The sequence below is a fragment of the Clostridium sp. 1001271st1 H5 genome (assembly GCF_005845215.1).
GTDB lineage: Bacteria > Bacillota > Clostridia > Lachnospirales > Lachnospiraceae > Enterocloster.
Genome location: NZ_SPHO01000013.1, coordinates 76,161 through 103,112 on the forward strand (window position 1 = coordinate 76,161; position 26,952 = coordinate 103,112).

At 53.1% G+C, this 26,952-nt stretch carries 27 protein-coding genes and 1 riboswitch; of the genes, 21 read left to right on the plus strand and 6 right to left on the minus strand.

The features are described from left to right. Positions 1-8 precede the first annotated feature (8 nt). Genes FGS84_RS19380 through FGS84_RS19390 form a run of 3 tightly spaced genes read left to right on the plus strand, consistent with a single transcriptional unit; the run spans position 9 to position 2,641 of the window. A complete protein-coding gene (locus tag FGS84_RS19380) occupies positions 9-653 on the plus strand; it encodes a flavodoxin family protein (protein WP_138310041.1) in 645 nt (214 codons plus the stop codon). After that, positions 640-1,974 (plus strand): UbiD family decarboxylase, encoded by a 1,335-nt coding sequence (locus tag FGS84_RS19385; protein ID WP_138310042.1) that lies wholly within the window; start codon positions 640-642, stop codon positions 1,972-1,974. Before FGS84_RS19380 ends, FGS84_RS19385 begins: the two co-directional genes overlap by 14 nt. Before the next feature lie 46 nt (positions 1,975-2,020). Next, positions 2,021-2,641 carry a flavin prenyltransferase UbiX gene (locus FGS84_RS19390; protein WP_138310043.1) on the plus strand — a complete coding sequence of 207 codons (621 nt, stop codon included), beginning with the start codon at positions 2,021-2,023 and terminating at the stop codon, positions 2,639-2,641. Positions 2,642-2,663: 22 nt separating this feature from the next. Here the strand turns inward: FGS84_RS19390 and FGS84_RS19395 are convergent, their stop codons facing one another. Beyond that, positions 2,664-4,022 (minus strand): nucleobase:cation symporter-2 family protein, encoded by a 1,359-nt coding sequence (locus FGS84_RS19395; protein WP_138310044.1) that lies wholly within the window; start codon positions 4,020-4,022, stop codon positions 2,664-2,666. A gap of 499 nt (positions 4,023-4,521) precedes the next feature. Here FGS84_RS19395 and FGS84_RS19400 point away from each other — a divergent pair, with 499 nt between their 5' ends. Next, positions 4,522-4,998: a (2Fe-2S)-binding protein gene (locus tag FGS84_RS19400; RefSeq protein ID WP_138310045.1), complete on the plus strand. Its 477-nt coding sequence runs from the start codon at positions 4,522-4,524 to the stop codon at positions 4,996-4,998. A gap of 3 nt (positions 4,999-5,001) precedes the next feature. Further along, on the plus strand, positions 5,002-7,260 hold the full coding sequence (locus FGS84_RS19405) for a molybdopterin cofactor-binding domain-containing protein (RefSeq protein WP_138310046.1): 2,259 nt from the start codon (positions 5,002-5,004) through the stop codon (positions 7,258-7,260). A 222-nt stretch (positions 7,261-7,482) separates the two neighbouring features. Here the strand turns inward: FGS84_RS19405 and FGS84_RS19410 are convergent, their stop codons facing one another. Then, positions 7,483-8,346: a LysR family transcriptional regulator gene (locus FGS84_RS19410; RefSeq protein ID WP_243130019.1), complete on the minus strand. Its 864-nt coding sequence runs from the start codon at positions 8,344-8,346 to the stop codon at positions 7,483-7,485. A gap of 33 nt (positions 8,347-8,379) precedes the next feature. On the opposite strand from FGS84_RS19410, the gene FGS84_RS19415 reads away from it, so the two are divergent. After that, the gene (locus FGS84_RS19415; protein WP_243130020.1) at positions 8,380-8,655 is read left to right on the plus strand and encodes a M20/M25/M40 family metallo-hydrolase; all 276 of its coding nucleotides are present in this window, start codon (positions 8,380-8,382) and stop codon (positions 8,653-8,655) included. Positions 8,656-8,703: 48 nt separating this feature from the next. On the opposite strand, the gene FGS84_RS31590 is transcribed toward FGS84_RS19415, so the two are convergent. Beyond that, entirely contained in the window at positions 8,704-8,895 is a 192-nt protein-coding gene (locus FGS84_RS31590; protein ID WP_243130021.1) for a hypothetical protein, read from the minus strand. Between the two features lie 33 nt (positions 8,896-8,928). On the opposite strand from FGS84_RS31590, the gene FGS84_RS30970 reads away from it, so the two are divergent. The 13 genes from FGS84_RS30970 to folK all read left to right on the plus strand — a co-directional run bounded on the left by FGS84_RS30970 (position 8,929) and on the right by folK (position 22,451). Next, complete coding sequence (locus FGS84_RS30970; RefSeq protein WP_243130022.1) at positions 8,929-9,519, plus strand: MFS transporter; 591 nt, start codon at positions 8,929-8,931, stop codon at positions 9,517-9,519. A 191-nt stretch (positions 9,520-9,710) separates the two neighbouring features. Then, positions 9,711-9,791, plus strand: a riboswitch (glycine riboswitch). A gap of 278 nt (positions 9,792-10,069) precedes the next feature. Next, a complete protein-coding gene (gene glyA, locus FGS84_RS19430; RefSeq protein ID WP_138310048.1) occupies positions 10,070-11,317 on the plus strand; it encodes a serine hydroxymethyltransferase in 1,248 nt (415 codons plus the stop codon). An 87-nt stretch (positions 11,318-11,404) separates the two neighbouring features. After that, positions 11,405-12,493 (plus strand): glycine cleavage system aminomethyltransferase GcvT, encoded by a 1,089-nt coding sequence (gcvT, locus tag FGS84_RS19435; protein WP_138310049.1) that lies wholly within the window; start codon positions 11,405-11,407, stop codon positions 12,491-12,493. A gap of 17 nt (positions 12,494-12,510) precedes the next feature. Further along, the gene (gene gcvH, locus FGS84_RS19440) at positions 12,511-12,888 is read left to right on the plus strand and encodes a glycine cleavage system protein GcvH (protein WP_138310050.1); all 378 of its coding nucleotides are present in this window, start codon (positions 12,511-12,513) and stop codon (positions 12,886-12,888) included. 24 nt (positions 12,889-12,912) lie between these two features. Next, positions 12,913-14,238, plus strand: a complete 1,326-nt coding sequence (gcvPA, locus tag FGS84_RS19445; RefSeq protein ID WP_138310051.1) for an aminomethyl-transferring glycine dehydrogenase subunit GcvPA — start codon at positions 12,913-12,915, stop codon at positions 14,236-14,238. After that, complete coding sequence (gene gcvPB, locus FGS84_RS19450) at positions 14,229-15,674, plus strand: aminomethyl-transferring glycine dehydrogenase subunit GcvPB (RefSeq protein ID WP_138310052.1); 1,446 nt, start codon at positions 14,229-14,231, stop codon at positions 15,672-15,674. The genes gcvPA and gcvPB overlap by 10 nt, the downstream gene beginning before the upstream one ends. A 92-nt stretch (positions 15,675-15,766) precedes the next feature. Next, positions 15,767-17,194, plus strand: coding sequence for a dihydrolipoyl dehydrogenase (lpdA, locus tag FGS84_RS19455; RefSeq protein WP_138310053.1), 1,428 nt, complete (start codon positions 15,767-15,769; stop codon positions 17,192-17,194). Between the two features lie 80 nt (positions 17,195-17,274). Beyond that, positions 17,275-17,943, plus strand: coding sequence for an L-serine ammonia-lyase, iron-sulfur-dependent subunit beta (gene sdaAB / locus FGS84_RS19460; protein WP_138310054.1), 669 nt, complete (start codon positions 17,275-17,277; stop codon positions 17,941-17,943). Between the two features lie 12 nt (positions 17,944-17,955). Then, positions 17,956-18,831, plus strand: coding sequence for an L-serine ammonia-lyase, iron-sulfur-dependent, subunit alpha (gene sdaAA / locus FGS84_RS19465; protein ID WP_138310055.1), 876 nt, complete (start codon positions 17,956-17,958; stop codon positions 18,829-18,831). Positions 18,832-18,862: 31 nt separating this feature from the next. Then, positions 18,863-20,209, plus strand: a complete 1,347-nt coding sequence (locus FGS84_RS19470) for a folylpolyglutamate synthase/dihydrofolate synthase family protein (RefSeq protein ID WP_243130023.1) — start codon at positions 18,863-18,865, stop codon at positions 20,207-20,209. Further along, complete coding sequence (folE, locus tag FGS84_RS19475) at positions 20,193-20,750, plus strand: GTP cyclohydrolase I FolE (RefSeq protein WP_138310056.1); 558 nt, start codon at positions 20,193-20,195, stop codon at positions 20,748-20,750. The genes FGS84_RS19470 and folE overlap by 17 nt, the downstream gene beginning before the upstream one ends. Before the next feature lie 5 nt (positions 20,751-20,755). Continuing rightward, a complete protein-coding gene (folP, locus tag FGS84_RS19480; RefSeq protein WP_138310057.1) occupies positions 20,756-21,634 on the plus strand; it encodes a dihydropteroate synthase in 879 nt (292 codons plus the stop codon). Then, positions 21,615-22,451: a 2-amino-4-hydroxy-6-hydroxymethyldihydropteridine diphosphokinase gene (folK, locus tag FGS84_RS19485; RefSeq protein ID WP_138310058.1), complete on the plus strand. Its 837-nt coding sequence runs from the start codon at positions 21,615-21,617 to the stop codon at positions 22,449-22,451. Before folP ends, folK begins: the two co-directional genes overlap by 20 nt. Before the next feature lie 8 nt (positions 22,452-22,459). Here the strand turns inward: folK and FGS84_RS19490 are convergent, their stop codons facing one another. From FGS84_RS19490 to FGS84_RS19500, 3 genes are all read right to left on the minus strand, one after another. Further along, complete coding sequence (locus tag FGS84_RS19490; protein ID WP_138310059.1) at positions 22,460-22,981, minus strand: ECF transporter S component; 522 nt, start codon at positions 22,979-22,981, stop codon at positions 22,460-22,462. 176 nt (positions 22,982-23,157) lie between these two features. Next, positions 23,158-23,793 (minus strand): HAD family hydrolase, encoded by a 636-nt coding sequence (locus FGS84_RS19495; protein ID WP_243130024.1) that lies wholly within the window; start codon positions 23,791-23,793, stop codon positions 23,158-23,160. Then, a complete protein-coding gene (locus FGS84_RS19500) occupies positions 23,790-24,791 on the minus strand; it encodes an ROK family protein (protein ID WP_138310060.1) in 1,002 nt (333 codons plus the stop codon). The genes FGS84_RS19495 and FGS84_RS19500 overlap by 4 nt, the downstream gene beginning before the upstream one ends. 181 nt (positions 24,792-24,972) lie before the next feature. Between FGS84_RS19500 and FGS84_RS19505 the strand changes: the two genes are divergently transcribed. Further along, on the plus strand, positions 24,973-25,917 hold the full coding sequence (locus tag FGS84_RS19505; protein WP_138310061.1) for an AEC family transporter: 945 nt from the start codon (positions 24,973-24,975) through the stop codon (positions 25,915-25,917). Between the two features lie 107 nt (positions 25,918-26,024). Then, positions 26,025-26,888 carry an EamA family transporter gene (locus FGS84_RS19510; protein WP_138310062.1) on the plus strand — a complete coding sequence of 288 codons (864 nt, stop codon included), beginning with the start codon at positions 26,025-26,027 and terminating at the stop codon, positions 26,886-26,888. Positions 26,889-26,952: the final 64 nt, after the last annotated feature.

A 26,952-nucleotide genomic window follows, 5' to 3' on the forward strand; every position in this document is an offset into this window, starting at 1 on the left:
AGAGTAATATGGCAAAGATATTAGGTATCAGCGGAAGCCCAAGAAACAAATCTACGGAATATGCCCTGAGCGAAGCCTTAAAGAGCATAGAGTCAAGGGACGGCATAGAGACAGGTATGATTACCCTGAGGGGCAAAAAGATTGCGCCCTGCAACGGATGCGGATATTGCAAGAAGAATAAGACGTGGTGCTGTCTGAAGGATGATTTTCAGCCCCTTCTGGAAGAGTTCATGGCAGCGGATGCGTACCTGTTCGGCTCACCGGTCTATGCCTACGGGCCAACTCCTCAGCTGTCTGCTTTTTTCAGCAGGATGCGGCCGCTGTTCCATGTGTATCCGGAAATCATGAGGGATAAAATCGGCAGTGCATTTGCTGTGGGCGGAACCAGGAACGGGGGAGAGGAAGCCACTATAACGGCCATGCATAACATGATGATGGCAAGGGGGATTAACATTGTCTGTAACGAGGTATACGGCTACGCCGGAGGCTATATCTGGTCCAAGGACCAGGGGCAGGAAGGCGTTGATGCAGATGAAGTCGGTATGGGAGGACTTAAGAAGCTGGCAAACAAGCTGGCTGATATGGCACTCATCCGGGAATACGGCAAGAAGGCGTTGGCAGAAAGAGAGGCAGCATTGCATGAGCGGAATTAAGGATTTAAGAGATTTTCTGGCAGTTTTAAAGGACAACAAACTGTTGTTTGAGACAGAACGGGAGGTAGACTGGAAATATGAAATTGGCTCCCTGTTAGCCACCCTGGAGGCAGAAGGGCAGAAAACAGGACTGTTCTGCAGCATCAAGGATAAGGAATTTTCCGTGTGCGGAAATGTGCTGGCATCCATGGACGGCATTGCCCTGGCCCTGGGATGCAGGAAGGATGAGATGACGGATTTTCTGGCAGAGTGCCTGGAACATCCCATTAAACCTCAGGTGGTGGCGGACGCCCCCTGTCATGAAAACATACTGACAGGGGAGGATATTGACCTGGGACGCCTTCCGGTTCCCATTCATGCGCCAAAGGACGGCGGCCCCATTATCACAGGCGGGGTGATTGTCAGTAAGGAGATAGACGGAACCCGTCAGAATCTGTCCTTCCAGAGAATGCATGTAAAGGGGAAGGATAAGTTCAGCATCATGATTAACGAGTGGCGCCACCTGAAGGATTTCTACGACCAGGCAGAAAGCCAGGGAAAGGCCCTGCCCATTGCGGTTGTCATAGGAGCGGACCCTGTTATCTATGTGGGAGCCGGACTTCGCTATGACGGGGACGAGACAGAGATTGCAGGCGCCATCCGGAAGAGGCCCATTGAGGTGGTGAAATGCATTACCTCCGATATCTATGTACCTGCCATGGCTGAGTTTGTGATAGAGGGCGAAATCCTGCCGGATTACAGAGAAAAGGAAGGACCTCTGGGGGAATTCACCGGCCATTACAGCGAGCCCTGGAACAGCCCCATGGTACAGGTAAAGGCCATTACCCACAGGAACGGGGCTATTTACCAGACCATTAACGGTGCCTCCTTTGAGCACATCAATCTTGGAAATGTACTGCCCAGGGAACCCCTGCTTAAGACACACACGCAGTATGTGAGCAAGGGCGTTACCAATGTACATATTCCCCCTTATGGCAGCGGGTTTCTTGCTATTGTCCAGATGAAGAAAAAGAACCCGGGAGAGCCTAAGAATGTGGCTCTTGCAGCCATGACCGCCTATGTGAACATCAAGAATGTAATTGTGGTGGATGAGGACGTGGATATCTATGACCCTGCAGACGTGATGTGGGCGGTATCCAACCGGGTCATTCCTGAGAGGGACATTTTCTATATCCACAATGCCCAGGGACATGAGCTGGACCCATGCTCCGACGAGCGGGGTGTGCAGACTAAGATGGGGATTGACGCCACATTGAATGAGGAGAGCAGATGCCTTGAAAGAGTACGCTATCCAAAGGCGGACTTAAAGGATTACCAGTAAAATCCCTGTGCGGAATACAGAAAATATGAGATAAGGAGCATGGCAAATGGGAAAATATATTGTAGGAATCACCGGGGCAAGCGGGTCCGTCTATGCGAAGCGGGTTATAGAAAGGCTGATTCAGAACGGTCATCATGTGTGTATCTGTATGACCCAGGCGGGGAAACTGGTGGTGGAGTCTGAGCTTGGCTGGCAGATTGGGCAGGATACCCCTTCCTGCCAGGTGGAACAATATCTGCAGGAAACCTTCGGGTCAAAGGAGCTGATACACCATTACGATATCCATGCAATCGGCGCCCCCATAGCCAGCGGTTCGTCCGGCATGGATGCCATGATAGTGGTCCCCTGTTCCATGGGTACATTATCCGCCATCTGCCATGGCTCCTCCCACAACCTTTTGGAACGGGCCGCTGATGTCTGCCTGAAAGAACGGCGCCCCCTGGTAATCGTACCCAGGGAAGCGCCCTACAATCAGATTCATCTGGAGAATATGACAAAGCTGTCCGGTTACGGGGCTGTCATAATGCCTGCATCTCCAGGCTTTTATTCCCGCCCAAGGACCATTGAGGAGTTAGTGGATTTCTTTGTGACGCGGATTCTGGACCAGATGGGAATCCGTGAACCCTCTGAATGCCGGTGGACAGGGATGGATGCCTGTGTCAGGTAGACAGGCGGGATGGTGCGTTTGCTTACTCCGCGTCCAGGGCTGCACGCTCCCGGGCCTCTTCGTCAACGGTTTTTCCGGGGGCCAGCAGGTTCAGAAGGAAGGACATAACGCCTGCCACTACCACTGGTTTTGAGAGAAGGGCCTGGGCCAGAGGAGGAAAATTTTCCAGAGCCGCAGTGCCTTCCAGGGTGGAAAGACCCATGGCCAGGGCTATGGACACTCCCACAATGGTGCTGTTGCGGGCAGTCAGGGGCTCGCTGGATACTAATTTAAGCCCTGTCAGCGTAATCATACCGAATACAATAAGGGTTCCTCCGCCAATAACAGGAGCCGGAAGAGTGGATACCAGCGCGCTGAATTTTGGCACAATACCCAGAGCCAGCATGATTGCACAGGCAATGGTGATGACCCGGCGGCTTACCACCTTGTTCATGGATACAATGCCCACGTTCTGGCTGAAGGAGGAAACCACAGGCACACCGAAGACAGCGCCTATCAGGGTGGCGATTCCCGATGCAGCCACGCCTCCGGTCAGCTCCTCGCTGCGGGGCTCGCGGTCAAATCCTCCTACGGTGGTGCCTGTTATGTCTCCCACGGACTGCATGATATTCACAATGGTAATCAGAAGGATGGGCAGCACCATGGATAAGTCAAAAGAGGGGGTTCCGTAGAAAAACGGCTTTGGCACGGCCAGCCAGCTGGCAGTGACCACACCGTCAAAATGGACCATGCCCATGCACAGCGCCAGGAGATATCCTACCACAGCGCCTAACAGGATGGAGGCCATCTTGACCACGCCCTTGCACATCAGGTTGAAGAAGAGTACGGCGGCCAGGGTCACAAAGGCCACAATCCAGTTGTTCAGCTGGCCATAGGTAGGCGAGCTGGCATTGCCGGCCATGTATTTCAACGCAATGGGATACAGGGACAGGCCAATGGACAGGATGATGGTGCCGGTGACCACCGTGGGAAAATATTTATGCAGCCTGCCCACGAAGAAGCCCAGGGCAATGGTGATGACCGCACACAGAATCTGGGCGCCGAATACGCCGGCCAGGCCGTACTGGGCCGCGATGGGAGTAAACACAGGTACACAGGTAAATCCCGCACAGAATATGACGGGAAGCCTGGAGCCAACAGGGCCCAGGGGGCATACCTGAATCATGGTGGCCAGGGCGGACATCATCAGTGAATACTGAATCATGATGGTCCTGGTGGCGGCGTCGGCGCCGGCAGCGCCGGCTATGACGATGGGTACTGTTACTGTACCCAGAAACATGGCCATGATGTGCTGCAATGAGATGGGAAGCGCTTTGCGGACAGGCGGTTTGCTGTCAAAGACATACAGGGAATGGCTCGTTTTTTCCTTTTGTGCATTCATTTCGGATAAATCTCCTTTGATGAAAAGTATGTTAAAAGTTCTACGAAGCGAGTATAAGTCATTTGCAATATTTTGTCAACTTGCATAAAATGTGGTGTGTATATGATAATTAAACAGGCGAAATGCCTTGATTTACAAGGAATTTTTTGGAATCCCAGCAATGCATCGGACGCAGAAACGGAGAAAAAAAGTTGAAATTTGTAAATAATGCTCAAAAAAGCTGCTTTCTGTTGTGATAAAGCGACAATCTTTTTCGAGAATGTTGACTTTTATGATTGAGTTGGTATAATCAAAAAATAAACAAATAAATACAAAGCTTCGGCTTTTTATAAAACAACACATGACATAAGTTTGGAGACCTTTCTTTACCAAAGGCCGACATGCTTATGTTTTTTTTATCCCGAAAAACAGGATGGGTTATTCTGAAAAACAGGATGGGTTATCCCGGGATGCAGGGCAGGGATAGGCGTTCTGAGGACGACAGACAGGAGATGGTAAGATGGAACAGGTATGTTTAAATATTAACAAAAAAAACTACAATGTGGCAATTGAGAAAAACTGGACGCTGCTCTATGTACTGCGGGAAGAACTGGGGCTGACAGCTGCGAAATGCGGCTGCAATACAGGAGACTGCGGCGCCTGCAAGGTAATCATTGACGGGGAAGCAGTGAATTCATGCCTGGTCCTTGCCAGGAATGCGGCGGGAAAGACCATTGAGACCGTGGAAGGTTTATCGGACGGCATTCACCTTCATCCCATCCAGCAGGCGTTTATTGACGTGGGCGCGGTTCAGTGCGGCTACTGCACACCGGGTATGGTCATGTCGGCCAAGGCGCTGCTGGATAAAAATCCTGACCCCACAGAGGCGGAAATCCGGGCCGGCATCTCTAACAACCTGTGCAGGTGCACGGGATATGTAAAAATTGTCAAGGCCATTCAGCTGGCGGCCAGACGGATGCAGAAGGAGGGGGAGTAGAGGATGGAATTACAGACGCCTAAGAACGGAGTGATTGGAACGGATGTGCCTGTCAGGGACGCGGCCCTTAAGGTAACAGGGCAGTTTAAATACGTGGGAGACATGACCCTTCCCCATATGCTTCACGCCAAGGTGCTGTTCAGCCCTGTGGCCCATGCCAGAATCAAGTCCATAGACACCAGCCAGGCAGAGCAGTTAGACGGAGTCCGGGCCGTGGTTTGCTACAAGGACGCCCCGGACGCCCTGTTTAACAGCTGCGGCGAGGAGATTGACGGCGAGAAGACCGAACGCATATTTGACAGTACGGTGCGCTATGTGGGTGACAAGGTGGCTGCCGTGGCTGCTGAGACAGCAAAGACAGCGGAGCAGGCCCTGAAACTGATTCGGGTGGAATATGAGGAGCTGCCCTTTTATCTGGAGCCGGAGGATGCGCTGCAGGAGGGAGCTTATCCCATTCACAAGGATTCAAACGTGATTGAGGAAGTGGTCCAGGAAGCAGGGGATGTGACCAGGGGAATGTCAGAGGCGGACTATATTTTCGAGGATGATTTTGAGACCCCTGCCATCCATCATGGGGCCATTGAGACACACACATCCCTGGCCGTCTATGAGAGCAACGGCAAGCTCACCGTCTATACGCCCAGCCAGGATGTGTTCGGGCACAGGACCAATCTGTCGCGGATTTTTGGCCTTCCCATGAGCAAGGTGAGGGTGGTGAACCCTGGAATCGGAGGCGGATTCGGGGGCAAGATTGATATGGTGACAGAGCCTGTCACCGCTCTTCTGGCCATGAAGACAGGGCGTCCTGTGCGCCTGGTTTACACCAGGAGGGAGGATATACCGTCTTCCAGGAACCGCCACAGCATGAAGCTCCATTTAAAAACAGGCATAAAAAAGGACGGCACCATTGTAGCCCAGCAAATGGATGTCCTTGTGAATGCAGGCGCATACGCAGGCGGAACCATGAGCATTGTATGGGCCATGAGCGGCAAATACTTCAAGAACCATAAAACGCCGAATCTGCGGTTTCACGCGGTTCCGGTGTACACCAACACCCCGGTGGCAGGGGCCATGAGGGGATTTGGCTCCCCCCAGGAGTTCTTTGCCCAGCAGAGCCAGCTGAACCGGATTGCCAATGAACTGGGGATGGACATAATCCAGCTTCAGCTTAAGAACCTGGTGGAGCCGGACGGTTATGACCAGAGGGACGGCCTGCCCCATGGAAATCCCAGGCCCATTGACTGTGTCATGGAGGGAATCCAACTGTCGGGATACCAGGAGGCCCTCAGGGAACAGGAGGCAGCCAGGGACAGCCGGTACCGCATCGGCGTGGGTATGGCTGTGGCTGCCCACGGCAACGGGGTATTCGGCGTAAGGCCGGATACAACGGGCGTCATCATCAAGATGAATGAGGACGGAACAGCTGTCATGTTCACCGGGGTCAGCGACATGGGAAACGGTTCCGTTACAACCCAGACCCAGGTAGTCAGTGAGATACTGGGAATCCCCATGTCGCACATTGAATGCGTCCAGGCCGATACCGATGCCACCCTCTGGGATATGGGGAATTACTCCAGCCGAGGCACCTTTGTGAGCTGCAGCGCAGCGTTAAAGGTTGCGGGCCAGGTGAAGGAAGAGCTTTTGAAGGAAGGGGCCGGTCTTCTGGGAGTGGATGCAGGCGGGTTGGATTTGGGGAACCAGAGAGTGTACTGCAGCTCCAATCCTGAAATGTCCGCCACCCTGGCCGAGGTAATCAGATATGCAAAGCAGGCCCATGGCAGGGATATCTGCTGTGCGGACACATTTGCCTCCTGCGCCATGGCCGTATCTTACGGAGCCCATTTTGCCAAGGTCCAGGTGGATATGGAAAATGGCAGTGTGAAGGTGCTGGATTACACGGCGGTCCATGACATTGGCAAGGCTCTCAATCCCATGGCTGTGGAGGGCCAGATTGAGGGTGCTGTCCAGATGGGAATCGGCTATGCACTGACAGAAGGTTTTATACTGGATGACAGGGGAAAGGTAAAGAATACCACCCTAAAGCAGTACCATATGCTGAATGCCCAGGAGATGCCGCCCATTAAGGTGGGTATGGTGGAACAGATTGAGAAGTCAGGACCTTTTGGTGCCAAGAGCATTGGAGAGTGTTCCGTGGTGCCTGTGGCGGCCGCTGTGGCGAATGCGGTATCCAATGCAGTGGGAAAACAGGTGAAACGGATTCCCGTGAGACCGGCTGATGTGCTGAAGCTGAAAGAGAGCTGAGTTTGTCAGGTATTGTGAGCAGATAGTTGAATGAATGATTCCGGGGAGGGGAGTTAAAACCATCCCCGGGAAGTTTGCATCACGTTCTGTAATCATCCGGCCTCAGTATAAACCATTAAAATCTATTATTATAGAAGAAACACCTTTAGTCTGCTGTTCTTTCATTGTCTCTATATTATATTCCAACACCAGTCCAAATCCATTCCATGACTCATCGGCCCATCAGGACTTCTGTCCGTCTAAGGTGGCGAAATCCCGCAGAAACCGTATAAATTCCCGTTCTCTTTTGTTAAGCCTGTAGTTCTTCTGCGTCACACAGTAAAGATTCAGATACAGGTTTTTTTCGCTGATTGGCACGAAAAAGAACCCGCGTCCCTCCGAGGTTTTACCCCGGACAGACAGGGAGATATATTGTCCCTCCCGGATGGCATCAAAGAATTGTCCCCGGTTATCCACTTCCAGCCGGTTTGGATGGTCGGCCAGACCGACTAATTTCAAATAGGAGATTGCGGACACATCGTTAAAGTGCACATAGGGGTAGTCCAACAGCTCCTTCAGGGAAACAGAGGTCTTCTTATAGAGGGGATGTTCCCTGGAAACCATGACATACAGCGGAATGGAGGTCATCAGTTCATCGCAGGAGCAGTGGAAGTCCTTGACCAGCCGCAGGTATTTATCTTTTTTTTCGGAGGCGCAGAGAATGAAGCCAAGACGCGTGCGGCCTGCAGCGACAGACTCAATGACCTCCTGATTCCCCATCTCTGTGAGACGGTCCGGGAACTGTTCTGCGGACTGTTTTTTGAATTCAAGGAAGAGCCTCATGATATTGGATACGAAATAGGTGGAAATCTCTAACGGCTGTACTGACTCATCCCAGGACAGCTGTTTTAGCTTTTCGTATTCATTCAGTATGATGCGGGCGCTGTCCATGAATTTTATTCCTTTTTCTGTCAGCAGGATTCCGTTATGGCTGCGCTTAAATAGCTGGCAGCCCAGTTCCTCCTCCAGATTCTTGAGAACTCCGCTTAAATAGGGCTGGGAGACCAGCAGCTTTCTGGAGAAGTAGTCATAAAACTGACAAAACACAGCATGGCCTGTCTGAAGGAAAGGGGTAGAAAAATGTATAGAGAATTATTGGAAGAGGCAATTAAGGAGCTGGAGCCGGAGATAAAGGCAGTCTGCGCTTATCATGTAATGGGCTCTGAGGACTTTGCCTATATATCCCGGGAGATACCCCCCAGCTATATGTGTATTGGAGTCGGTATTGAGGATATCTCAAAGCGGTATGTGGAGCACAATCCCAAGGTGAGATTCCATGAGCCGGCCCTGGTTAAAGGCGCGGCTATCTATGCCGGAACAGCCATGAGATGGCTGGAACTGCATGGCAACCAGTAGGACATACATATAGAGGGAGGGTAATATAGCGGAAAAGAAAGGTTTTTTTTACGGTTGGCTTATACTGCTGACCTGCATCCTGATAATGGGGCTGGGGTACGCGCCCCTGGTGAGCTGCGCCAGCCTGTTCACAAAGCCGGTGACAGAGGACCTGGGATTTACCAGAAGCGCATATGCTCTGGTCAGTACCATTGCAGCCCTGATGATGGCGTTTATGTCGCCGTTCATCGGAAAAATCATGTCAAAGCCATACATGCACAAGGCGCTGGTGGTATGTATGCTCGGAAACTGTCTGGCTTACTGCTGTTATTCCTTTGCCAGCACCCGGCCGCTGTCATGGACGCCGGATATGCCACGACCACAGCGGCCTCCATTGCATCCCTGTACCTGTTTATTACCATTCCAGGAAAACTCATACTGGGACATATTTATGACAGGTATGGAGTGAAGGCAGGCATACTGTTTGGGAATGCCATGTTTTTTCTCTCAGTTATTTGTTTGATATTTATTAAACACCAGCCCTTCCTGTATCTGAAGGCAATTTTGTTTGGATTCGGAACCTGTATAGGAACCGTAAGCGCGCCGGTCATTACCAGCGGAATCTTCGGCACAAAGCATTATGCGGAAATCTATGGATTCCTGAGTCTGTTCCCCAGCGTGGGATATGCCATCGGCGGCCCTCTGATTGCATCAGCCTATGATTTGACAGGATCCTACAATATTGCGTGGATGATTGTGGCAGCCCTGGCCATAGTCATGACCCTATCCCTTTTGTATTCCTACAGGGTCAGCCGCATGTGCATAAAGGAGCAGGAAACGGCTGTTCGTATGGGGAAAGCAGGCGGGGAAACAGCCTTGTCCTAAGCTCATAGTCAAACAAAAAAACAGGGGACATGGAACAGGGATAAGATGAAAATCACAGCAGATTGACGGTAAAATGCGTTAAAAATTAAACACATTTTACCTATTGACTGAAAATATTAAGTGTGATACTATGACATTAGCACAAAGCAGGACCAGAAGAAATGCTTTTGTTGACAATTTTATATAATCGGATGATGGATTCGGGAGAGACTGCTCAGGCAGCGCCGAAGGGGAAGCGAAGAACTCTCAGGCAAAAGAACCGGATACTGGACGAAACTCTGGAAAGCGATAGCACCGACGAAGCCAAATCTTTCAGGTACAAAGACAGAGCGCATGAACAAATTTTTGTTCGTGCACTTTTTTTGATATCCGGACCGCGGATGTATCCGGCGGACTTCAAAAAAGCGCACGGTACGAAAGGGGAGGTGGTATGGTTTCGGAGGCAGAGCCATCCGGCATCATCCGGCGTCAAGGGATGATACCGGGAAACGGTGTGGAGCAGGGCATGTTGATAAGCCCATGATGAAAAATAAAAGGAGGATATGAACCAATGGTTGAACAGGTAATGGATTTTATTGAGGGATATGATAAGGAGATAGGGGAGGCGGTCAAGGCAGAGTGCGGACGCCAGAGAAGGAACCTGGAACTGATTGCTTCTGAGAACATTGTATCGGAGCCGGTGATGGCAGCCATGGGCACGGTTCTCACCAACAAATATGCGGAAGGATATGCGGGAAAACGCTATTACGGCGGATGCGAGTTTGTGGACGTGGTGGAGACCATTGCCATTGAACGGGCAAAGAAGCTGTTTGGATGCGACTATGTAAATGTACAGCCTCATTCCGGAGCCCAGGCCAACATGGCGGTGTTCGTGGCCATGCTGAAACCGGGCGACACGGTCATGGGCATGAACCTGGACCACGGCGGCCATCTGACACACGGAAGCCCTGTAAACTTCTCCGGCCTGTATTTCAACATTGTGCCTTACGGCGTCAATGAGGAGGGTTACATAGATTATGACAAGCTGGAAGAGACAGCAGTTGCCTCCAAGCCTAAGTTAATCATTGCAGGCGCCAGCGCCTACTGCAGGACCATTGATTTTAAGCGGTTCAGGGAAGTGGCCGACAAGGTGGGCGCTTACCTGATGGTGGATATGGCCCACATTGCCGGACTGGTTGCGGCAGGCCTTCATCCAAGTCCCATCCCATATGCGGATGTGGTGACCACCACCACCCACAAAACCCTGAGAGGCCCAAGGGGAGGCATGATACTGGCAAACCAGGCAGCGGCAGATAAATTTAATTTCAATAAGGCCATTTTCCCGGGAATCCAGGGCGGACCTCTGGAGCATGTCATTGCGGCCAAGGCAGTCTGCTTCGGAGAGGCATTAAAACCGGAGTTCAAGGCATACCAGGAACAGGTCATCAGAAATGCGGCAGCCCTGGCAGCAGCCCTTAAGGAGCAGGGCTTCAACATCCTGACCGGGGGAACGGATAACCATCTGATGCTTGTGGACCTGAGGGGAATGGATGTATCGGGCAAGGAACTTCAGAACCGCTGCGACCAGGTATACATCACCCTGAATAAGAACACGGTTCCAAACGACCCCAGAAGTCCTTTTGTCACCTCCGGCGTGCGCATCGGGACACCGGCAGTCACCTCCAGGGGGCTGAAGGAAGAGGATATGGAAAAGATTGCCCAGTGCATCTGGCTGGCAGCCACTGATTTTGAAGCCAAGGCTGATTACATCAGGGGAGAGGTTGATAAAATCTGCGGCAAATATCCGCTGTACCGGTAATCAGGAAGGTAACTATAAAGTGAAGCAAAACCGTTGGAAGCGGTTGCAGGGCAACCGTAAAAACATGGAGAAAAAGGAGCAGAGAGTATGGAATTAAAGACACCGCTGTATGACATGCATGTAAAGTATAAGGGAAAGATTGTACCGTTCGCAGGCTACCTTCTTCCGGTCCAGTATGAAACGGGAGTGATTGCGGAGCACATGGCAGTGCGTGAGCAGTGCGGCCTTTTCGATGTATCCCACATGGGCGAGATTCTGTTAAGCGGACCGGATGCCCTTAAGAATGTAAATATGCTGCTGACCAATGATTATACGGTCATGGAAGACGGAACAGCCAGATACAGCCCCATGTGCAATGAGGCGGGCGGCGTGGTGGATGACCTGATTGTCTATAAAATAAAGGACAACAGCTACTTCATCGTTGTCAATGCATCCAACAAGGATAAGGATTACCAGTGGATGAAGGACCATGTGTCAGGAGATGTGGAGCTGAAGGACATATCCGACCAGGTGGGACAGCTGGCCCTTCAGGGCCCCAAAGCCCTGGATGTGCTTAAAAAGGTGGTGGAGCCGGATGATATCCCGGATAAGTACTACACCTTCATAAAGGACTGCCGCATAGACGGCATCCCCTGCATCATTTCCAAAACAGGATATACCGGAGAGGACGGGGTGGAAATTTACATGGCAGGAGAAGACGCTCCCAGACTGTGGGAGCTGCTGCTGGAAGCTGGCAGGGAGGAAGGACTGATTCCGTGCGGCCTGGGAGCCAGGGATACCCTCCGTCTGGAGGCCTCCATGCCCCTCTACGGCCATGAGATGGACGATACCATTACGCCAAAGGAAGCAGGACTGGGCATCTTTGTCAAAATGGACAAGGAGGACTTCATCGGCAAAAAGGCGCTGCAGGAAAAGGGACCTCTTACCAGGAAACGCGTGGGGCTTAAGGTTACGGGCCGGGGCATCATCCGTGAGCACGAACCTGTATTTGCAGGGGAAGACCAGATTGGAACAACCACATCCGGCACCCATTGTCCCTACCTGGGATATCCGGTGGCCATGGCATTGGTGGATACAGCCTATAAGGAGCCGGGCACCCAGGTTGAGGTGGATGTAAGAGGACGCAGGGTTGGGGCAGAAGTAGTGAAGCTTCCATTTTATAAGAGAGAGAAATAGAAAAGGAGAAAATAAAAATGAATGTACCGAAGGAATTAATGTATACAAAGTCCCATGAGTGGGTAAAGGCAGTGGATGATACAACCGTAGTGGTAGGGCTTACGGATTATGCCCAGGATGCACTGGGAGACCTGGTGTTTGTAAACCTTCCGGAGCCGGGGGATGATGTGGCGGCAGGAGAGGCGTTTGGGGATGTGGAGTCCGTAAAAGCTGTTTCAGATGTGCTTTCGCCGGTTACAGGCCAGGTGGAGGAAATCAACGAGGAGCTGCTGGACAGCCCGGAGTCTGTGAACCAGAACCCTTATGAGGCATGGTTTATCAGGGTAAAGGATGTAAGCGGCAAAGAGGAACTGATGGACGGGGAGGCCTACGAGGCATATCTGGACACACTGTAGGCATTTTGAAAAGGAGGTGGACCCATGGGTTCTTATGTACCCAATACCAGTGAAGAGCAGCAGGAAATGCTCAGGGAAATCGGCTTTGACAGCTTTGAGGCCCTGTTTTCCCATATTCCCCAGGATGTCCGTGTAAAAGGCGGCTTAAAGCTTCCTGAGGGCCTCAGTGAAATGGAAGTCATCGGGAAGATGAAGGACATTGCAGAACAGAACGTGGTATTCAAACACATATTCAGGGGAGCGGGGGCTTACAGCCACTACATACCCTCCATTGTAAAAAGCGTGGTATCCAAGGAGGAATTCCTGACATCCTATACCCCTTACCAGGCTGAAATCAGCCAGGGCATCCTTCAGTCCATATTTGAATATCAGACCATGCTCTGTGAGCTTACAGGCATGGATGTATCCAACGCATCGGTCTATGACGGCGCTACGGCGGCAGCTGAGGCAGCGGCCATGTGCAGGGACAGGAAGAGGAGCAGGGTCTACCTGTCCGCCACCACCCATCCCCAGGTCCTGGAGGTGGTTAAGACATATTGTTTCGGAAGCGGGGCACAGGTGGTGATTGTTCCCGAAAAGGACGGAGTCACGGATGCAGATGCCTTGAGGGAAATGCTGGACGATACAGCAGCCTGCTTCTATGTACAGCAGCCAAACTATTACGGCAACCTGGAAGAATGCAGTCTTTTGGGAGAAATCACCCATGAAAAGGGGGCCAGATATATTATGGGCTGCAACCCCATATCCCTGGCAATCCTGCCCACGCCGGCAGAATGCGGGGCGGACATTGCAGTGGGGGACGGCCAGCCTCTGGGCATGCCGCTGAGCTTCGGAGGTCCCTATCTGGGCTTTATGACAGCCACATCCGCCATGGGAAGGAAGCTTCCGGGCAGAATCGTGGGAGAGACAAAGGATGTGAATGGAAAACGGGCTTATGTGCTTACCCTGCAGGCCAGGGAGCAGCATATAAGACGTGAAAAGGCCAGCTCCAATGTGTGCTCCAACCAGGCGCTCTGCGCCCTGACTGCCAGCGTTTATATGGCGGCCATGGGAGGGGAGGGCTTAAAGAAGACAGCGCTTCTCTGCACCTCCAAGGCCCATTATCTGAAGGAGCAGCTGGAACAGGCGGGTCTGAAGGCTAAGTATGACAGGGAATTCTTCCATGAGTTCATTACCACGGGTAATGCGGATTCCGGCCTTATCCTAAAGGCCCTTGAGGAGAAGGGAATCCTGGGGGGACTGCCCCTTAATGACAGGGAGATTCTCTGGTGCGCCACGGAGCAGAACCGTAAGGAAGATATGGACCAGGCAGTTCAAATCGTGAAGGAGGTGTGCGGGGCATGCAATTAATATTTGAAAAAGGAACTCCGGGCAGACATTGCCATCTGCTTGGGGACTGTGATGTGCCGGTCCATGAGATAGGGATTCGCAGGGAAAAGAAACTGAGCCTGCCGGAGCTCTCTGAAAATGAAATCAGCAGGCATTATACCAGCCTTGCAAAGCGGGCCCACGGCGTCAACGACGGGTTCTATCCCCTTGGCTCCTGCACCATGAAATACAATCCCAAGGTAAATGAGGAGGCGGCATCCCTGGAGGGGTTTGCCGGCATCCATCCCCTGCAGCCGGAACATACGGTCCAGGGCGCCCTTAAGGTGCTAAACCTGGCAGAAACATATCTGTGCGAAATTACCGGTATGGATGCCATGACCTTCCAGCCTGCGGCAGGCGCCCATGGGGAATTTACAGGTCTTCTGCTGATTAAGGCTTACCATCACTCCAGAGGGGATGAAAAGAGGACTAAAATCATTGTCCCGGACTCTGCCCACGGCACCAACCCTGCCAGCGCCACCATGGCCGGGTACAGCGTTGTCAGCATTCCATCCAGGGAGGACGGCTGTGTGGACCTGGATAAGCTTAAGGAGGCAGTGGGGGAGGATACGGCCGGACTGATGCTGACCAATCCCAATACCGTAGGGCTCTTTGACAAGAATATCCTGGAGATTACCCGCATTGTCCATGAGGCCGGGGGACTGTGCTATTACGACGGAGCCAACCTCAATGCTGTCATGGGAATCGTAAGGCCGGGAGATATGGGGTTTGACGTAATCCATCTGAACCTCCACAAGACATTTTCCACGCCTCACGGCGGCGGCGGGCCGGGCAGCGGACCTGTGGGCTGCAAGGAATTATTAAAACCCTTCCTGCCGGGCTTTATGGTTAAGACCATGGAGGAGCATGAGGACGGAAGCAGGGCTTACAGCTTTGCAAAGATGCCGGAATCCATGGGAAGCGTAAAGATGTTCTACGGCAACTTTGCAGTGGTGGTAAAGGCGCTGGCCTATATCATGACCCTTGGAAAGGAAGGCATCCCCGAGGCATCCTCCAATGCGGTGTTAAATGCCAACTATATGATGAATAAGCTGTCAGACCTGTATAAGATGGCTTACAATGAAACCTGTATGCATGAGTTTGTCATGACGCTGGAGGACTTGAAACACGATATCAATGTATCGGCCATGGATATTGCCAAGGCCCTTCTGGATTACGGCATCCATCCGCCTACCATGTATTTCCCGCTGATTGTCCATGAGGCTCTGATGGTGGAGCCGACAGAGACAGAGTCAAGGGAAACCCTGGACGAGGCCATTGAGGTATTCCGCAAAATCTATGAGACAGCCAAGGCAGACCCAAAACGCCTTCATGAGGCGCCTCTGCGGACGCCGGTGGGCAGACTGGATGAGGTGACTGCAGCGAGGAAACCTGTGCTGCGTTATATGGGAGAGTAAGGACAAAGAACTGATTCACGAAAAAATATAGGCAGTGCCAGGGAGCGTGTTGGAAGTAATTCCGGCACGCTCCGGCAGCAATAGGAGGAAAAATGGCAGAAATGTTTGATTTGGTTATCATAGGAGCTGGTCCCGGCGGTTATGTGGCGGCAATCAAGGGAGCCAAACTGGGGCTTACCGTGGCAGTGGTGGAGAACAGGGAGGTAGGGGGCACCTGCCTGAACCGCGGCTGTATTCCGGCTAAAGCCATGATTCATGCATCCCAGCTTTACAGGGAGATGAAGGAGGGCGGGCAGTTCGGGATTTTTGCAGAGAATGTCCGGTTTGAGTATGATAAGATTCTGGAATATAAGGAGGGAACCTCAGGCAGCTTAAGGCAGGGCGTGGAACAGCTCTTTAAGGCAAACGGCGTGACTCTGGTAAGGGGGACCGGCACCCTTAAGGCGGACGGGACCGTTCTGGTGTCTGGGAATGAAGGGGAACCGGAAAGCCGGGTGCTGAAAGGCAGGCATGTGCTGCTGGCCTCGGGCTCAAAACCAATGAACCTGCCTATCCAGGGGCTGGACCTGCCTGGGGTGCTTACCAGCGACGGACTGTTTGAGATGGAACATGCGCCGGAAAGCCTGCTGATTATCGGAGGAGGCGTTATCGGCGCTGAATTTGCCTCTGTATTTTCATCCCTTGGCGTCCGGGTGACCATAGTGGAGGCGCTTCCCAGACTGCTGGCAAACCTGGATAAGGATATATCCCAGAATCTGAAGATGATTCTCAAAAAGCGGGGAGTCAAAATCTATACAGGGGCCATGGTGAAACGGATTGAGAAAACGGAACACGGTCTGGCATGCATATTTGAGGAAAAGGGCGGGGAGAAGCGGGAGGAGGCGGAGTATGTGCTGTCCGCAGCCGGCAGGGTTCCGGAAACGGAAAAGCTGCTGGCCCCGGGGACAGACCTTGCCATGGAGCGCGGAAGAATCGTGGTAAATTCTGACTTTGAGACATCCATGAAGGGCGTGTATGCCATCGGCGATGTGATTAAGGGAATCCAGCTGGCCCATGTGGCCAGTGCCCAGGGCGTATGGGTGGCGGAACATCTGGCAGGAGCCGGTCATTCCATTGATTTATCCGTGGTTCCCAGCTGTGTGTACACCAGCCCGGAGATTGCCTCCGTGGGTCTTACGGAGGATGAGGCGGCCCAGGCAGGAATACCTGTATCAGTGGGAAAATTCCTGATGTCCGCCAACGGCAAATCCCAGATATCCAGGGAGGAAAGAGGATTTATCAAAATCATTGCAGCAGCTGACCATAAGGTGGTGCTGGGAGCCCAGATGATGTGCGCCAGGGCCACGGACATGATTGGGGAAATGGCAACAGCCGTGGCCAATAAGCTGACCGTGCCCCAGCTGCTTCTGGCCATGCGCGCCCATCCCACCTACAACGAGGCAGTGGGAGAGGCGCTGGAGGAACTGGAAGGCGGCAGTATCCACACGGTTCCCAGGAGCAGGTCCAGGGGAAACCAGTAACCATCATCCGGTCCCAGGCGTTTAGAAGCGTATCTAAGACTGGGCCAGGGACAGAGCATAATGTCAGGAGGAATAAGTATATGGCAGTCATCAGTGCATTTGACGTATTAGGCCCCAATATGATAGGGCCATCCAGTTCACACACGGCGGGAGCGGTGGCCATAGCCCTCCTGGCCCAGAAAATGATAGCAGGCGAGGTAAAAGAGGCGGAGTTTACCCTGTACGGTTCCTTTTCCAGAACATACCGCGGACACGGCACGGACAGGGCCCTGCTGGGAGGAATCATGGGATTCAGGACAGATGACAGGCGGATTCGGGATTCATTTTCCATTGCAGAGGAACGGGGGCTGCGCTATTCCTTCCTGACAAATGAGAAGGAAAAGGATGTCCATCCCAACACGGTGGACATCCGCATGGTAAACGGCCAGGGCCAGGAAATGACGGTCCGCGGGGAGTCGCTGGGCGGGGGAAAGGTGCGCATTGTAAAGATAAACCAGGTGGATGTGGATTTTACAGGCGAGTACAGCTCCCTGATTGTCATACATCAGGATAAACCGGGGGTGGTGGCCCATATCTCCAAATGCCTCAGCGACTGCAATGTGAACATTGCGTTCATGAAGCTTTTCAGGGAGGAAAAAGGCGCGCAGGCTTACTGCATCGTGGAGTCCGACGAACGCCTGCCCCTGGAAATCACGGACTGGATTGACAGCAACCCGCATGTATACCATACCATGCTGGTTCAGGTATAGGGAGGGATGGACATGGATTTTAAAAGCGGAGCAGAACTTCTGGAGCAGTGCGCGGTCCGGGGCAGTAAGATATCGGAAGTGATGAAACAGCGGGAATGCGATTTGACAGGCGCATCCATGGAGGACATTGAGGCCAGGATGAAGGATGTGCTGGCGGTTATGAGGGATTCAGCCACCCTGCCCCTGAGGGAACCGGTTACGTCCATCGGCGGTCTTATCGGCGGGGAATCCGCCAGGATGGAGAAACGGCGCGCCGGGGGCACATCCATCTTAAGCGGTGTCCTGGGAAGGGCTGTCATATATGCCATGGCTGTTTTGGAGGTCAATACCTCCATGGGCCTGATTGTGGCAGCGCCCACAGCCGGGTCCTCAGGTATTGTGCCGGGGCTGCTGCTGGCTCTCCAGGAAGAATACAATCTGCCGGACAGTCAGGTGGCTGACGGGCTGTTTGCAGCCTCGGCCATCGGATATCTGGCCATGCGCAATGCCACGGTGTCGGGGGCGGTTGGGGGCTGCCAGGCAGAGGTGGGAGTGGCCTGCGCCATGGCCGCTGCCGCTGCGGTGGAGCTGATGGGAGGCACGCCGGACCAGAGCCTGGACGCGGCGTCCGCTGCCCTGATGAATCTGTTGGGCCTGGTCTGCGACCCGGTAGGCGGACTGGTGGAATGCCCCTGCCAGAACAGGAACGGTGCAGGGGCGGCCAATGCCCTGGTCTGTGCCGAGACAGCACTCAGCGGTATCCGGCAGCTGATTCCATTTGATGAAATGCTGGAAGCCATGTATGCAGTCGGCAGGGGGCTTCCGCTGGAACTGAGGGAAACAGCCCTGGGCGGCTGCGCCGCAACACCGTCAGGATGCAGAATGGGCTGCTGTGTGCAGAAGGCTTAGCGGTATAAGGATGATTGGGAGGAAGGCGGACATGGATTTTACGGAGACAATGGACTTTAAGGCGGCAGTGGATTTTTTGGAGCAGAGGTCAGGACTGGGCAGCGTCATGGGCCTGGATTCCATAAGAAACCTGCTGTGGGAGCTGTCTGACCCGCAGCAGGATTTGAAATTTGTGCACATTGCGGGAACCAACGGAAAAGGCTCCGTGTCGGCCTGCCTTTCTTCCATATTAAAGGAGGCGGGCTGCCGTACAGGCACCTATACCTCCCCGGCGGTAATATCAGTTCTGGAGCGGTTCCAGGTGGACGGCGCCTGGATTACGGAGCGGGAATTTGCAGCATTGGCAGGGCAGGTGAAGGCTGCGGCAGAGCGCATGGAGGAAAGGGGAAGGGGAAAGCCCACTGTATTTGAGATAGAGACAGCCATGGCTTTTCTGTATTTTAAGGAGAAGGGCTGTGACATAGTGGTGCTGGAAACCGGCCTGGGCGGGGAACAGGACGCTACCAATGTGGTGGAGCATACCCTGGCGGCAGTGTTTACATCCATCAGCATGGACCACATGGGAATGCTGGGAAATACCCTGGGCGAAATTGCTGCCTGTAAGGCAGGAATCATGAAGCCTGGATGCCAGGTGGTTTCGGCGCCCCAGGCTCCTGAAGTGGTCCGTGTCCTGAAGGAACGCGCCGCCCAAATGGGCTGCAGCTTTGCCCAGGTGGATGGAGGCTGCCTGGATGCAGGAACAAAGCAGCGGCAGGACCGCCCCCGCAGTTATCCCGGTGAAAATGTTTTTTCATATAAAGGCATGAAAGGAATCCGCATATCCCTTCCTGGAACCTATCAGATGGAAAATGGGGCGCTTGCCCTGGAAACAGCCCTTGCCCTGACCAAAAAGGGCATCGCCATATCTGAATCTGACATAAGAAGGGGGCTTTCCAACGTTTCCTGGCCGGGAAGGTTCCAGATGATTAAGGCTTCCCCTGCGGTGATTGTGGACGGGGCGCATAACAGGGATGCCGCTCTCAGGCTGAGGGAATGTGTGCAGACCTGCCTGAAGGGTAAGCGCCTGATTTTTATTATGGGAGTTTTTATGGATAAGGAGTATGCCCTCATAGTACAGACCATGGCTCCTCTGGCGGAACAAATCTATACGGTATGGCTGCCGGACCGAAGCAGGAGCCTTCCTCCTGAGGTCCTTGCAGAGGAGGCGGGGAAATATTGCGGCAGGACGCAGGCAGCGGATTCAGTGGGAACAGCCCTTGACATGGCGCTGGAGCAGGCCGGCCGGGAGGGCGTTGTGCTGGCCTTCGGCTCCCTGTCCTATCTGGGACAGGTTATGGAGGAAGCGGAAAGGAGGAGAAGGGATGACAGACAGGAATAAGGTGGAGCAGGCTGTCAGGCTGCTGTTAGAGGGAATGGGCGAGGACCCGTCCAGGGAAGGTCTGGCCGAAACGCCTGAGCGGGTGGCCAGGATGTATGAGGAATTGTACGGCGGTATGGACGAAGAGCCGGGAATGTATCTGGATAAAACATTTCAGGCGGAGAATAATGACCTGATTGTGGAAAAGGACATAACCTTTTATTCGGTTTGCGAACATCACCTTCTCCCTTTCTATGGGAAGGTCCATGTGGCTTATGTGCCGGATAAGAAGGTGGCGGGACTGAGCAAGCTGGCCAGGACCGTGGAAGTGTTTTCCAGGCGCCTGCAGATACAGGAACAGCTGACAGCCCAGATTGCAGATGCATTGATGGAATGCCTGGCTCCCCGGGGCGCCATGGTCATGATGGAGGCGGAGCATATGTGTATGACCATGCGGGGAATCAAAAAGCCGGGCAGCCGGACCGTCACCGTGGTAAAGAGGGGCTGCTTCTGTCAGCGGGAAGACCTGGTAAACCTGTTTTTTCAAATGGTAAGGGGGTAGTCAGGATGATTATAGGACAAAAAGAATTTGATGTGGGGAACAGGACCTATATCATGGGGATTCTGAACATAACGCCGGATTCCTTTTCCGACGGAGGCAGGTACCGTGACCGGGAGGCGGCTCTCAGGCAGGCTGAGAAACTGATTCTGGACGGCGCTGACATCATAGATGTGGGAGGGGAGTCCACCCGTCCCGGCCATCAGCCGGTGGGGGAAGAGGAGGAAATGGAGCGGATTCTCCCCATTATCCGGCTGATTCATGACAATTTTGATATCCCCGTTTCCGTGGATACCTGCAAAAGCAAAGTGGCCCGTCAGGCAGTGGAGGCAGGAGCAGCCATGGTCAACGATATATGGGGGCTTAAGAAGGATAAGGATATGGCCGGGACCATCGCAGGGCTGGGAGTGTGCTGCTGCCTCATGCACAACAGGCAGAGCCCTGTCAGGCACCATTTCATGAATACGATGATGGAGGAGCTGAACGAGACCATTCTCCTTGCAAAGCAGGCTGGTATAAAGGATGACAGAATCATCCTGGACCCGGGTGTGGGATTTGGAAAGACCTATGAAATGAATCTGGAAGTGATTAAAAACCTGTCTGCCTTTAAACGCTTCGGCTATCCGGTGCTGCTGGGGGCGTCCAGGAAATCCGTGATTGGCGTTGCACTGGACCTTCCTGTGGAGCAGCGGGAGGAGGGAACTCTGGTGACAACGGCGGCAGCTGTTTTTTCGGGATGTTCCTTTGTGCGTGTGCACGATGTGGAGGGAAATAAAAGGGCTGTAAGGATGGCTGAGGCCATTATGGGCGCCAGGGATTTCAGACAGGGAATACAGGATATGAATAGAGAAAGGAAGCGTACTGGACATGGACCAAATCAGGATTGAACAACTGGAGGTATTTGCAAAGCACGGAGCCATACCGGAGGAAAATGTACTGGGCCAGAAGTTTCTGGTATCGGCAGTGCTCCATACAGATACGAGAAAGGCCGGCAGAAGCGACCAGCTGGACCAGACCATCAGCTATGGCCGGGCAAGTAAATTTATGGAACGTTTTCTGAGGGAACACACCTTCCAGCTCATCGAAAGCGCGGCCGAACAACTGGCGGAAGAATTGCTGCTCATGTATCCGGACAGCCTGAAAACCGTGGAATTGGAGATAAGGAAGCCCTGGGCTCCCATAGGACTTCCCCTCCAGTACGTATCGGTGAGGATTGCCAGGGGATGGCATCAGGCGTATATTGCCCTGGGCTCCAATATGGGGGACAGAATGGCATACCTTACAGGAGCAGTGGATGGGATAAAGAAACTGAGAGAGTGCCGTGCGGGCCGGGTATCCGGCTTTATTGAGACGCCTCCCTACGGTGTGACGGACCAGGCTGATTTTCTCAACGGCTGTATGGAAATACAGACCCTTCTCACTCCGGAGGAACTGCTGGATGCCCTTCATGAAATCGAGGCAGCAGCCGGCAGGGAACGAATTATACACTGGGGACCCAGGACACTGGACCTGGATATCCTTTTCTATGATGACCTGGTATATGAATCCGAACATCTGTGCATTCCCCATGCAGAGATGCACAAACGTGATTTTGTGCTGAAGCCGCTGGCTGAGATAGCGCCCTATAAGCGCCATCCCATTTATGGAGAAACCGCGGCTGAAATGCTTGCGTGTGTGCAGGCCGGCGGGCGCAATGATTTTTAAGACATGCTCTAAGCCCTTAAGGCCATGGACAGAGGTTTTTGAAGGATTGGATACAGGGCGCTGGATATAACCAGGCCGCTGATTCCCTGGATGATGTTGCTGGGAACGCTGGCCAGGGCAGCTCCCGGACCGTACAGGAATATTTCGCACAGACAGTATCCTCCGGCCACCAGAAGAATGTCAATCACACCGCCTCCGGCCACGGCGGCGTGCGGATTCACGCCTCCGGCGCTTAACCTGTGATAGATATGGCTTGCAGAGAACGCTACCAGACCCTTGATGAGGAAGGTAATGGGTACATAGATGAAATATCCGCCCAGCAGGTCCGCCATGCAGGAGCCGATTCCGGCTGCCAGAAATGCGGATACCGGGTCCAGGAACACGCCGCAGAGAATCACGATGGCGTCGCCGGGATGGATGTATCCGCCCGTGCCGGGAGTGGGAATGCGGATGGACATGGTGGCCACACAGGCCAGGGCTGCAAAGAGGGCGGACAATACCAGCTTTTTAGTAGAGAAACGTTCCGTCATAGTGATACCTCCTTAAATCGCAATGATTAAATGTTGATACCTACTATAATGGAAAAGTGGACTGAGTAAAATATCCAGTTAGATAATATTTGACCAGTCCAGATGAATAATCCAGCCGCAAATATATAGCGAAAGCCGGATTATCATCCCTGCTGCATATGATTCAGGCCGGCCCATCATTCCAGCCAGTGCATCAGGGAAGCCGGTTCATCGAAGCGGCAGGTGGATGCGATGCTGTCCGGGCAGTGGCAGCCCCACAAAGCAAGGCAGGAGTCCACTCCGGCCCGGGAGGCGCACTGCATGTCATAGATGCTGTCCCCGATATAGAGAATCTGCTCCGGACATACTCCGGTGCGTTCCATATATTCATACATGGGTTCAGGGTCCGGTTTGTGGCGGACCGTGTCATCCGCCGTTATGACGGTCTGGAAATACCCGGATATCTGAAAGGGAAGAAAGCTGCAGGTGTACTGGTTCATTGTCTTGGAAGTGATGATGCCCAGGCTGCAGCCCTTTTTTTTCAGAAAATCCAGCAGGGGTATAATTCCCTCATACAGATAGGCGGTGTACTGATATTCCAGTTCGTACTGCTCCCAGCGGGGGTAAATCCGGAATATCTGGTCAGGAGAATGTATGCCCAGCCGTTCAAATGCCTCCAGACCGGGTATGCCCAGGACCGGCAGAAGGCAGCTGATATCCCAGTGCTGGCCGGTTATGTCCCTGAGGGCTTTCTGCAGCCCGTGGAGCACAGCGTCAGTGGTGTTAATCAGTGTGTTGTCAATATCAAAAACAAAATGGGTGTACTGCATCATGAACCTCCTTCGCTGACAGCCTGCTCCAGGGACTTAGCCACGGCAAACAGGCCCTTTTCATAATCCTTCTGGTAATCATAGGACAGCTCTATGGACGGAATTGCCTTGGATGGAAGATAGGAAACGCAGAGACGGCGGATTTCGTCTATCTTTCCCTCCAGTAACGGGTGACGGTAGAGCACCACCATGTGGGGATTCACTGTCACGGCATAAATTTGAATCAGCCGGGCATAAAGCTGGCTGATGTTTCCGGCAGGAGGCAGGCCCTGGCTGCCTCCGTTTAACTGTTCATAGATGGGAAGAAAGCTGACCTCGCTGCAATAGCCGGAGGCGCCGGTCCAAAGGCGGCCGTCAATGACCATTCCCCCTCCGATACCGTTTCCTCCCATGAAAAGCGTGACCAGAGAGCCGGAATCAGGATGTTTCCGGCGCCAGCAGCCCATGGTCAGGTAATTCATGTCATTTCCCACGGTTATGGGAATGGGGGCCAGGCTCCGGAAATGTTCCTCCAGGTTCATGCCTTTAAGCCCCTGATACTGACCTGTCTCTTCCACCACGCCGTGGTTTACCAGGGCTGCAATCCCTGCGGCAGCTGCTTTCAGGCGGGGGAAACGGTGATGGATGTCCAGAATCAGGCCGTCCAGCTGTTCCAGGGACAGGTCCTCAAACGGCATGCTTCCCTGCTCCACGGTATGTTCCCGCAGGTCCTTCAGGTTCCAGCACACGCGGTCCGACTCAATCTGCACCAGAAGGTAAAGGCTGAAAAGGGGATTCAGTTCATAAAGACAGGCGCACCTGCCGCCGGTGGATGAGCCGGCCCCCTGTTGGGACAGTTCGCCGGAGGCACACAGTTCATCAATCAGCCGTCCAACGGTAGGAAAACTCAGTCCCAGCTCCCTGGCCAGCTGGCTTTTGGAAGCGGATTCATGTTTATCCATGTAAGAGCGTATACGTTCTTTGTTAAGTTGTTTTACAGTGACCGGTTCTTCCTGGGTCATGGGTAAGCATCTCCTTTTGTATAGTTATTAACTAACTTTTTAAAATCATATTAATAAGTTAACTCTATTAAACCACCGGATGGAAGAAATGTCAATAAGAAAAACTGGAAAGACTTGACAAAGAAACAGCCAGCGTATATTGTTACAGGGAAAATGTGCAAAAAACAGGAGGCAGACTGCGATGGAACATCTCATATTCAGTCTCAATGCGACCATGCCCATCTTTTTCCTTATGGTATTGGGGGCGTGTTTTAAAAAAGCGGGAATCATGGAAGGGACTTTTGTGGATAAAGCCAACCAGTTTGTGTTTAAGGTGGCCCTTCCGGTACTGCTGTTTGAGGACCTGTCTAATTCGGATTTTTTAAAGGTGTGGGATACCCGGTTTGTGATGTTCTGCTTTGTGTCCACCCTGGCAGGAATTCTTCTGGCGGTCCTTCTTTCGTTGGGCCTTAAGGACAAAAGGCTCAGAGGGGAATTCATACAGGCTTCCTACCGCAGCAGCGCAGCCCTTCTGGGAATTGCCTTTATAAAGAATATATATGGGGATGTGGGTATGGCACCCCTGATGATAATCGGCAGTGTTCCCCTGTACAACGTAATGGCAGTGGTGATTCTGTCCTTTACAAATCCAAGGGGAGCGGTCCCGGACCGCCGGATGCTTGCAGGTACCGTGATGGGAATACTTAAAAATCCCATTATACTGGGAATTCTGTCCGGCATGGCCTGGTCCCTGCTGGGGCTTAAGCAGCCTCAGATTATGGAAAAAACAGTGTCCAGCCTGGCGGGGGTGGCCACGCCCCTGGGGCTGATGGCCATGGGCGCGTCCTTTGACCTGAGGCAGGCGTCCCGCGGGGTCAGGGCAGCCTTGGGCGCCAGCGCTGTAAAGCTGGTGCTCCTTTGCGCCATATTCCTTCCGGCTGCAATATACCTGGGATTCCGGCAGCAGCAGCTGGTGGCCATTCTTGTGATGCTGGGGTCTGCCACAACCGTCAGCTGCTTTGTCATGGCGCGGAACATGGGCCATGAAGGCGTGCTGAGTTCCAGCGTGGTGGCAATCACCACCTGCGGCAGTGCCTTTACCCTGACGCTGTGGCTGGACCTTATCCGTACCCTGGGCCTGGTATAGAGGAAGTATGCAGGGGCCTGGCCGGAAGGGAATGGACAGCGGCCGGTACAAAGGGAATGTACAGATGGAATGGAAGGGACCGGCTGTGTCCCGGAAGGAGTGAACCAATGAAAGCAAAACTGGAAATCATAGGTTCCATGGCAGCCTTTGGCACCATAGGAGCCTTTGTGAGACATATTCCCCTGCCGTCAGGGGAGCTGGCTTTGTACCGGGCCCTGATTGCGGCAGGCGCCATTTTTCTGTGGCAGCTGTGCACGGGGCAGGTTGTGAGGATAAAGGATGTAAAGTCTGAACTGCATCTTCTGATTCTGTCCGGAGCAGCCATCGGAATCAACTGGATTCTGTTTTTTGAGGCTTACCGCTATACCACGGTGGCAATGGCTACCCTGAGCTATTATTTCGCCCCGGTCATTGTGACCGTGGCAAGCCCTTTCCTGTTTAAGGAAAAGCTTACCGCCCGCCAGGTATTCTGTTTCGTCATGTCCACCCTGGGCCTGGTGCTGGTGATAGGCGTCAGCAGGGGAGAGGGCAGCAGCGGCCTGATTGGGATATTGTTCGGCCTGGGAGCTGCTGTGTTTTATGCATCGGTGGTATTGTTCAACAAAAGCATACGCCATGTATCCGGCATCAACCGGACCTTTTTTCAGTTCCTGGCAGCTATACTGGTTCTCACGCCTTATGTGTGCCTGACGGGAGGTTCCCACCTGGCGGATATGGATGCTTACGGTGTTGTCAATCTTCTGGTAGTGGGAGTGTTCCACACCGGTGTCTGCTATTGTATGTATTTTTCGTCTCTGCGTTATCTGAAGGGGCAGGAAGCATCCATTTTGAGCTACATAGACCCCCTGGTGGCTATTCTGGTGTCCGTGGCCTTCCTGCATGAGTCCATCACTGTGTTTCAGGCAGTGGGAGGGGGGATGATACTTGGGTTTACGGTTTTAAATGAGGTGAAGCCCCGTGCCAGGCCATGACGGTTATTTCGTATCACAGTGCTGGCGCCTCTTGTTTTTTATCCGCCGGACAGGCTTAAAATCC

Excerpts from the sequence above, each read along its gene's own strand:
- sdaAA (WP_138310055.1), top strand. The coding sequence starts at position 17,956 with ATGGATTTTAAAAGCGGAGCAGAACTTCTGGAGCAGTGCGCGGTCCGG.
- folE (WP_138310056.1), top strand. The coding sequence starts at position 20,193 with ATGACAGACAGGAATAAGGTGGAGCAGGCTGTCAGGCTGCTGTTAGAG.
- FGS84_RS30970 (WP_243130022.1), top strand. The coding sequence starts at position 8,929 with ATGTATGCTCGGAAACTGTCTGGCTTACTGCTGTTATTCCTTTGCCAG.
- folK (WP_138310058.1), top strand. The coding sequence starts at position 21,615 with ATGGACCAAATCAGGATTGAACAACTGGAGGTATTTGCAAAGCACGGA.
- FGS84_RS19490 (WP_138310059.1), bottom strand. The coding sequence starts at position 22,981 with ATGACGGAACGTTTCTCTACTAAAAAGCTGGTATTGTCCGCCCTCTTT.
- FGS84_RS19500 (WP_138310060.1), bottom strand. The coding sequence starts at position 24,791 with ATGACCCAGGAAGAACCGGTCACTGTAAAACAACTTAACAAAGAACGT.
- FGS84_RS19495 (WP_243130024.1), bottom strand. The coding sequence starts at position 23,793 with ATGATGCAGTACACCCATTTTGTTTTTGATATTGACAACACACTGATT.
- FGS84_RS19380 (WP_138310041.1), top strand. The coding sequence starts at position 9 with ATGGCAAAGATATTAGGTATCAGCGGAAGCCCAAGAAACAAATCTACG.
- FGS84_RS19385 (WP_138310042.1), top strand. The coding sequence starts at position 640 with ATGAGCGGAATTAAGGATTTAAGAGATTTTCTGGCAGTTTTAAAGGAC.
- gcvPB (WP_138310052.1), top strand. The coding sequence starts at position 14,229 with ATGCAATTAATATTTGAAAAAGGAACTCCGGGCAGACATTGCCATCTG.
- FGS84_RS19390 (WP_138310043.1), top strand. The coding sequence starts at position 2,021 with ATGGGAAAATATATTGTAGGAATCACCGGGGCAAGCGGGTCCGTCTAT.
- sdaAB (WP_138310054.1), top strand. The coding sequence starts at position 17,275 with ATGGCAGTCATCAGTGCATTTGACGTATTAGGCCCCAATATGATAGGG.
- lpdA (WP_138310053.1), top strand. The coding sequence starts at position 15,767 with ATGGCAGAAATGTTTGATTTGGTTATCATAGGAGCTGGTCCCGGCGGT.
- folP (WP_138310057.1), top strand. The coding sequence starts at position 20,756 with ATGATTATAGGACAAAAAGAATTTGATGTGGGGAACAGGACCTATATC.
- FGS84_RS19505 (WP_138310061.1), top strand. The coding sequence starts at position 24,973 with ATGGAACATCTCATATTCAGTCTCAATGCGACCATGCCCATCTTTTTC.
- FGS84_RS31590 (WP_243130021.1), bottom strand. The coding sequence starts at position 8,895 with ATGATTTTTCCGATGAACGGCGACATAAACGCCATCATCAGGGCTGCA.
- glyA (WP_138310048.1), top strand. The coding sequence starts at position 10,070 with ATGGTTGAACAGGTAATGGATTTTATTGAGGGATATGATAAGGAGATA.
- FGS84_RS19395 (WP_138310044.1), bottom strand. The coding sequence starts at position 4,022 with ATGAATGCACAAAAGGAAAAAACGAGCCATTCCCTGTATGTCTTTGAC.
- FGS84_RS19510 (WP_138310062.1), top strand. The coding sequence starts at position 26,025 with ATGAAAGCAAAACTGGAAATCATAGGTTCCATGGCAGCCTTTGGCACC.
- FGS84_RS19415 (WP_243130020.1), top strand. The coding sequence starts at position 8,380 with ATGTATAGAGAATTATTGGAAGAGGCAATTAAGGAGCTGGAGCCGGAG.
- gcvPA (WP_138310051.1), top strand. The coding sequence starts at position 12,913 with ATGGGTTCTTATGTACCCAATACCAGTGAAGAGCAGCAGGAAATGCTC.
- gcvH (WP_138310050.1), top strand. The coding sequence starts at position 12,511 with ATGAATGTACCGAAGGAATTAATGTATACAAAGTCCCATGAGTGGGTA.
- FGS84_RS19470 (WP_243130023.1), top strand. The coding sequence starts at position 18,863 with ATGGATTTTACGGAGACAATGGACTTTAAGGCGGCAGTGGATTTTTTG.
- FGS84_RS19405 (WP_138310046.1), top strand. The coding sequence starts at position 5,002 with ATGGAATTACAGACGCCTAAGAACGGAGTGATTGGAACGGATGTGCCT.
- FGS84_RS19400 (WP_138310045.1), top strand. The coding sequence starts at position 4,522 with ATGGAACAGGTATGTTTAAATATTAACAAAAAAAACTACAATGTGGCA.
- gcvT (WP_138310049.1), top strand. The coding sequence starts at position 11,405 with ATGGAATTAAAGACACCGCTGTATGACATGCATGTAAAGTATAAGGGA.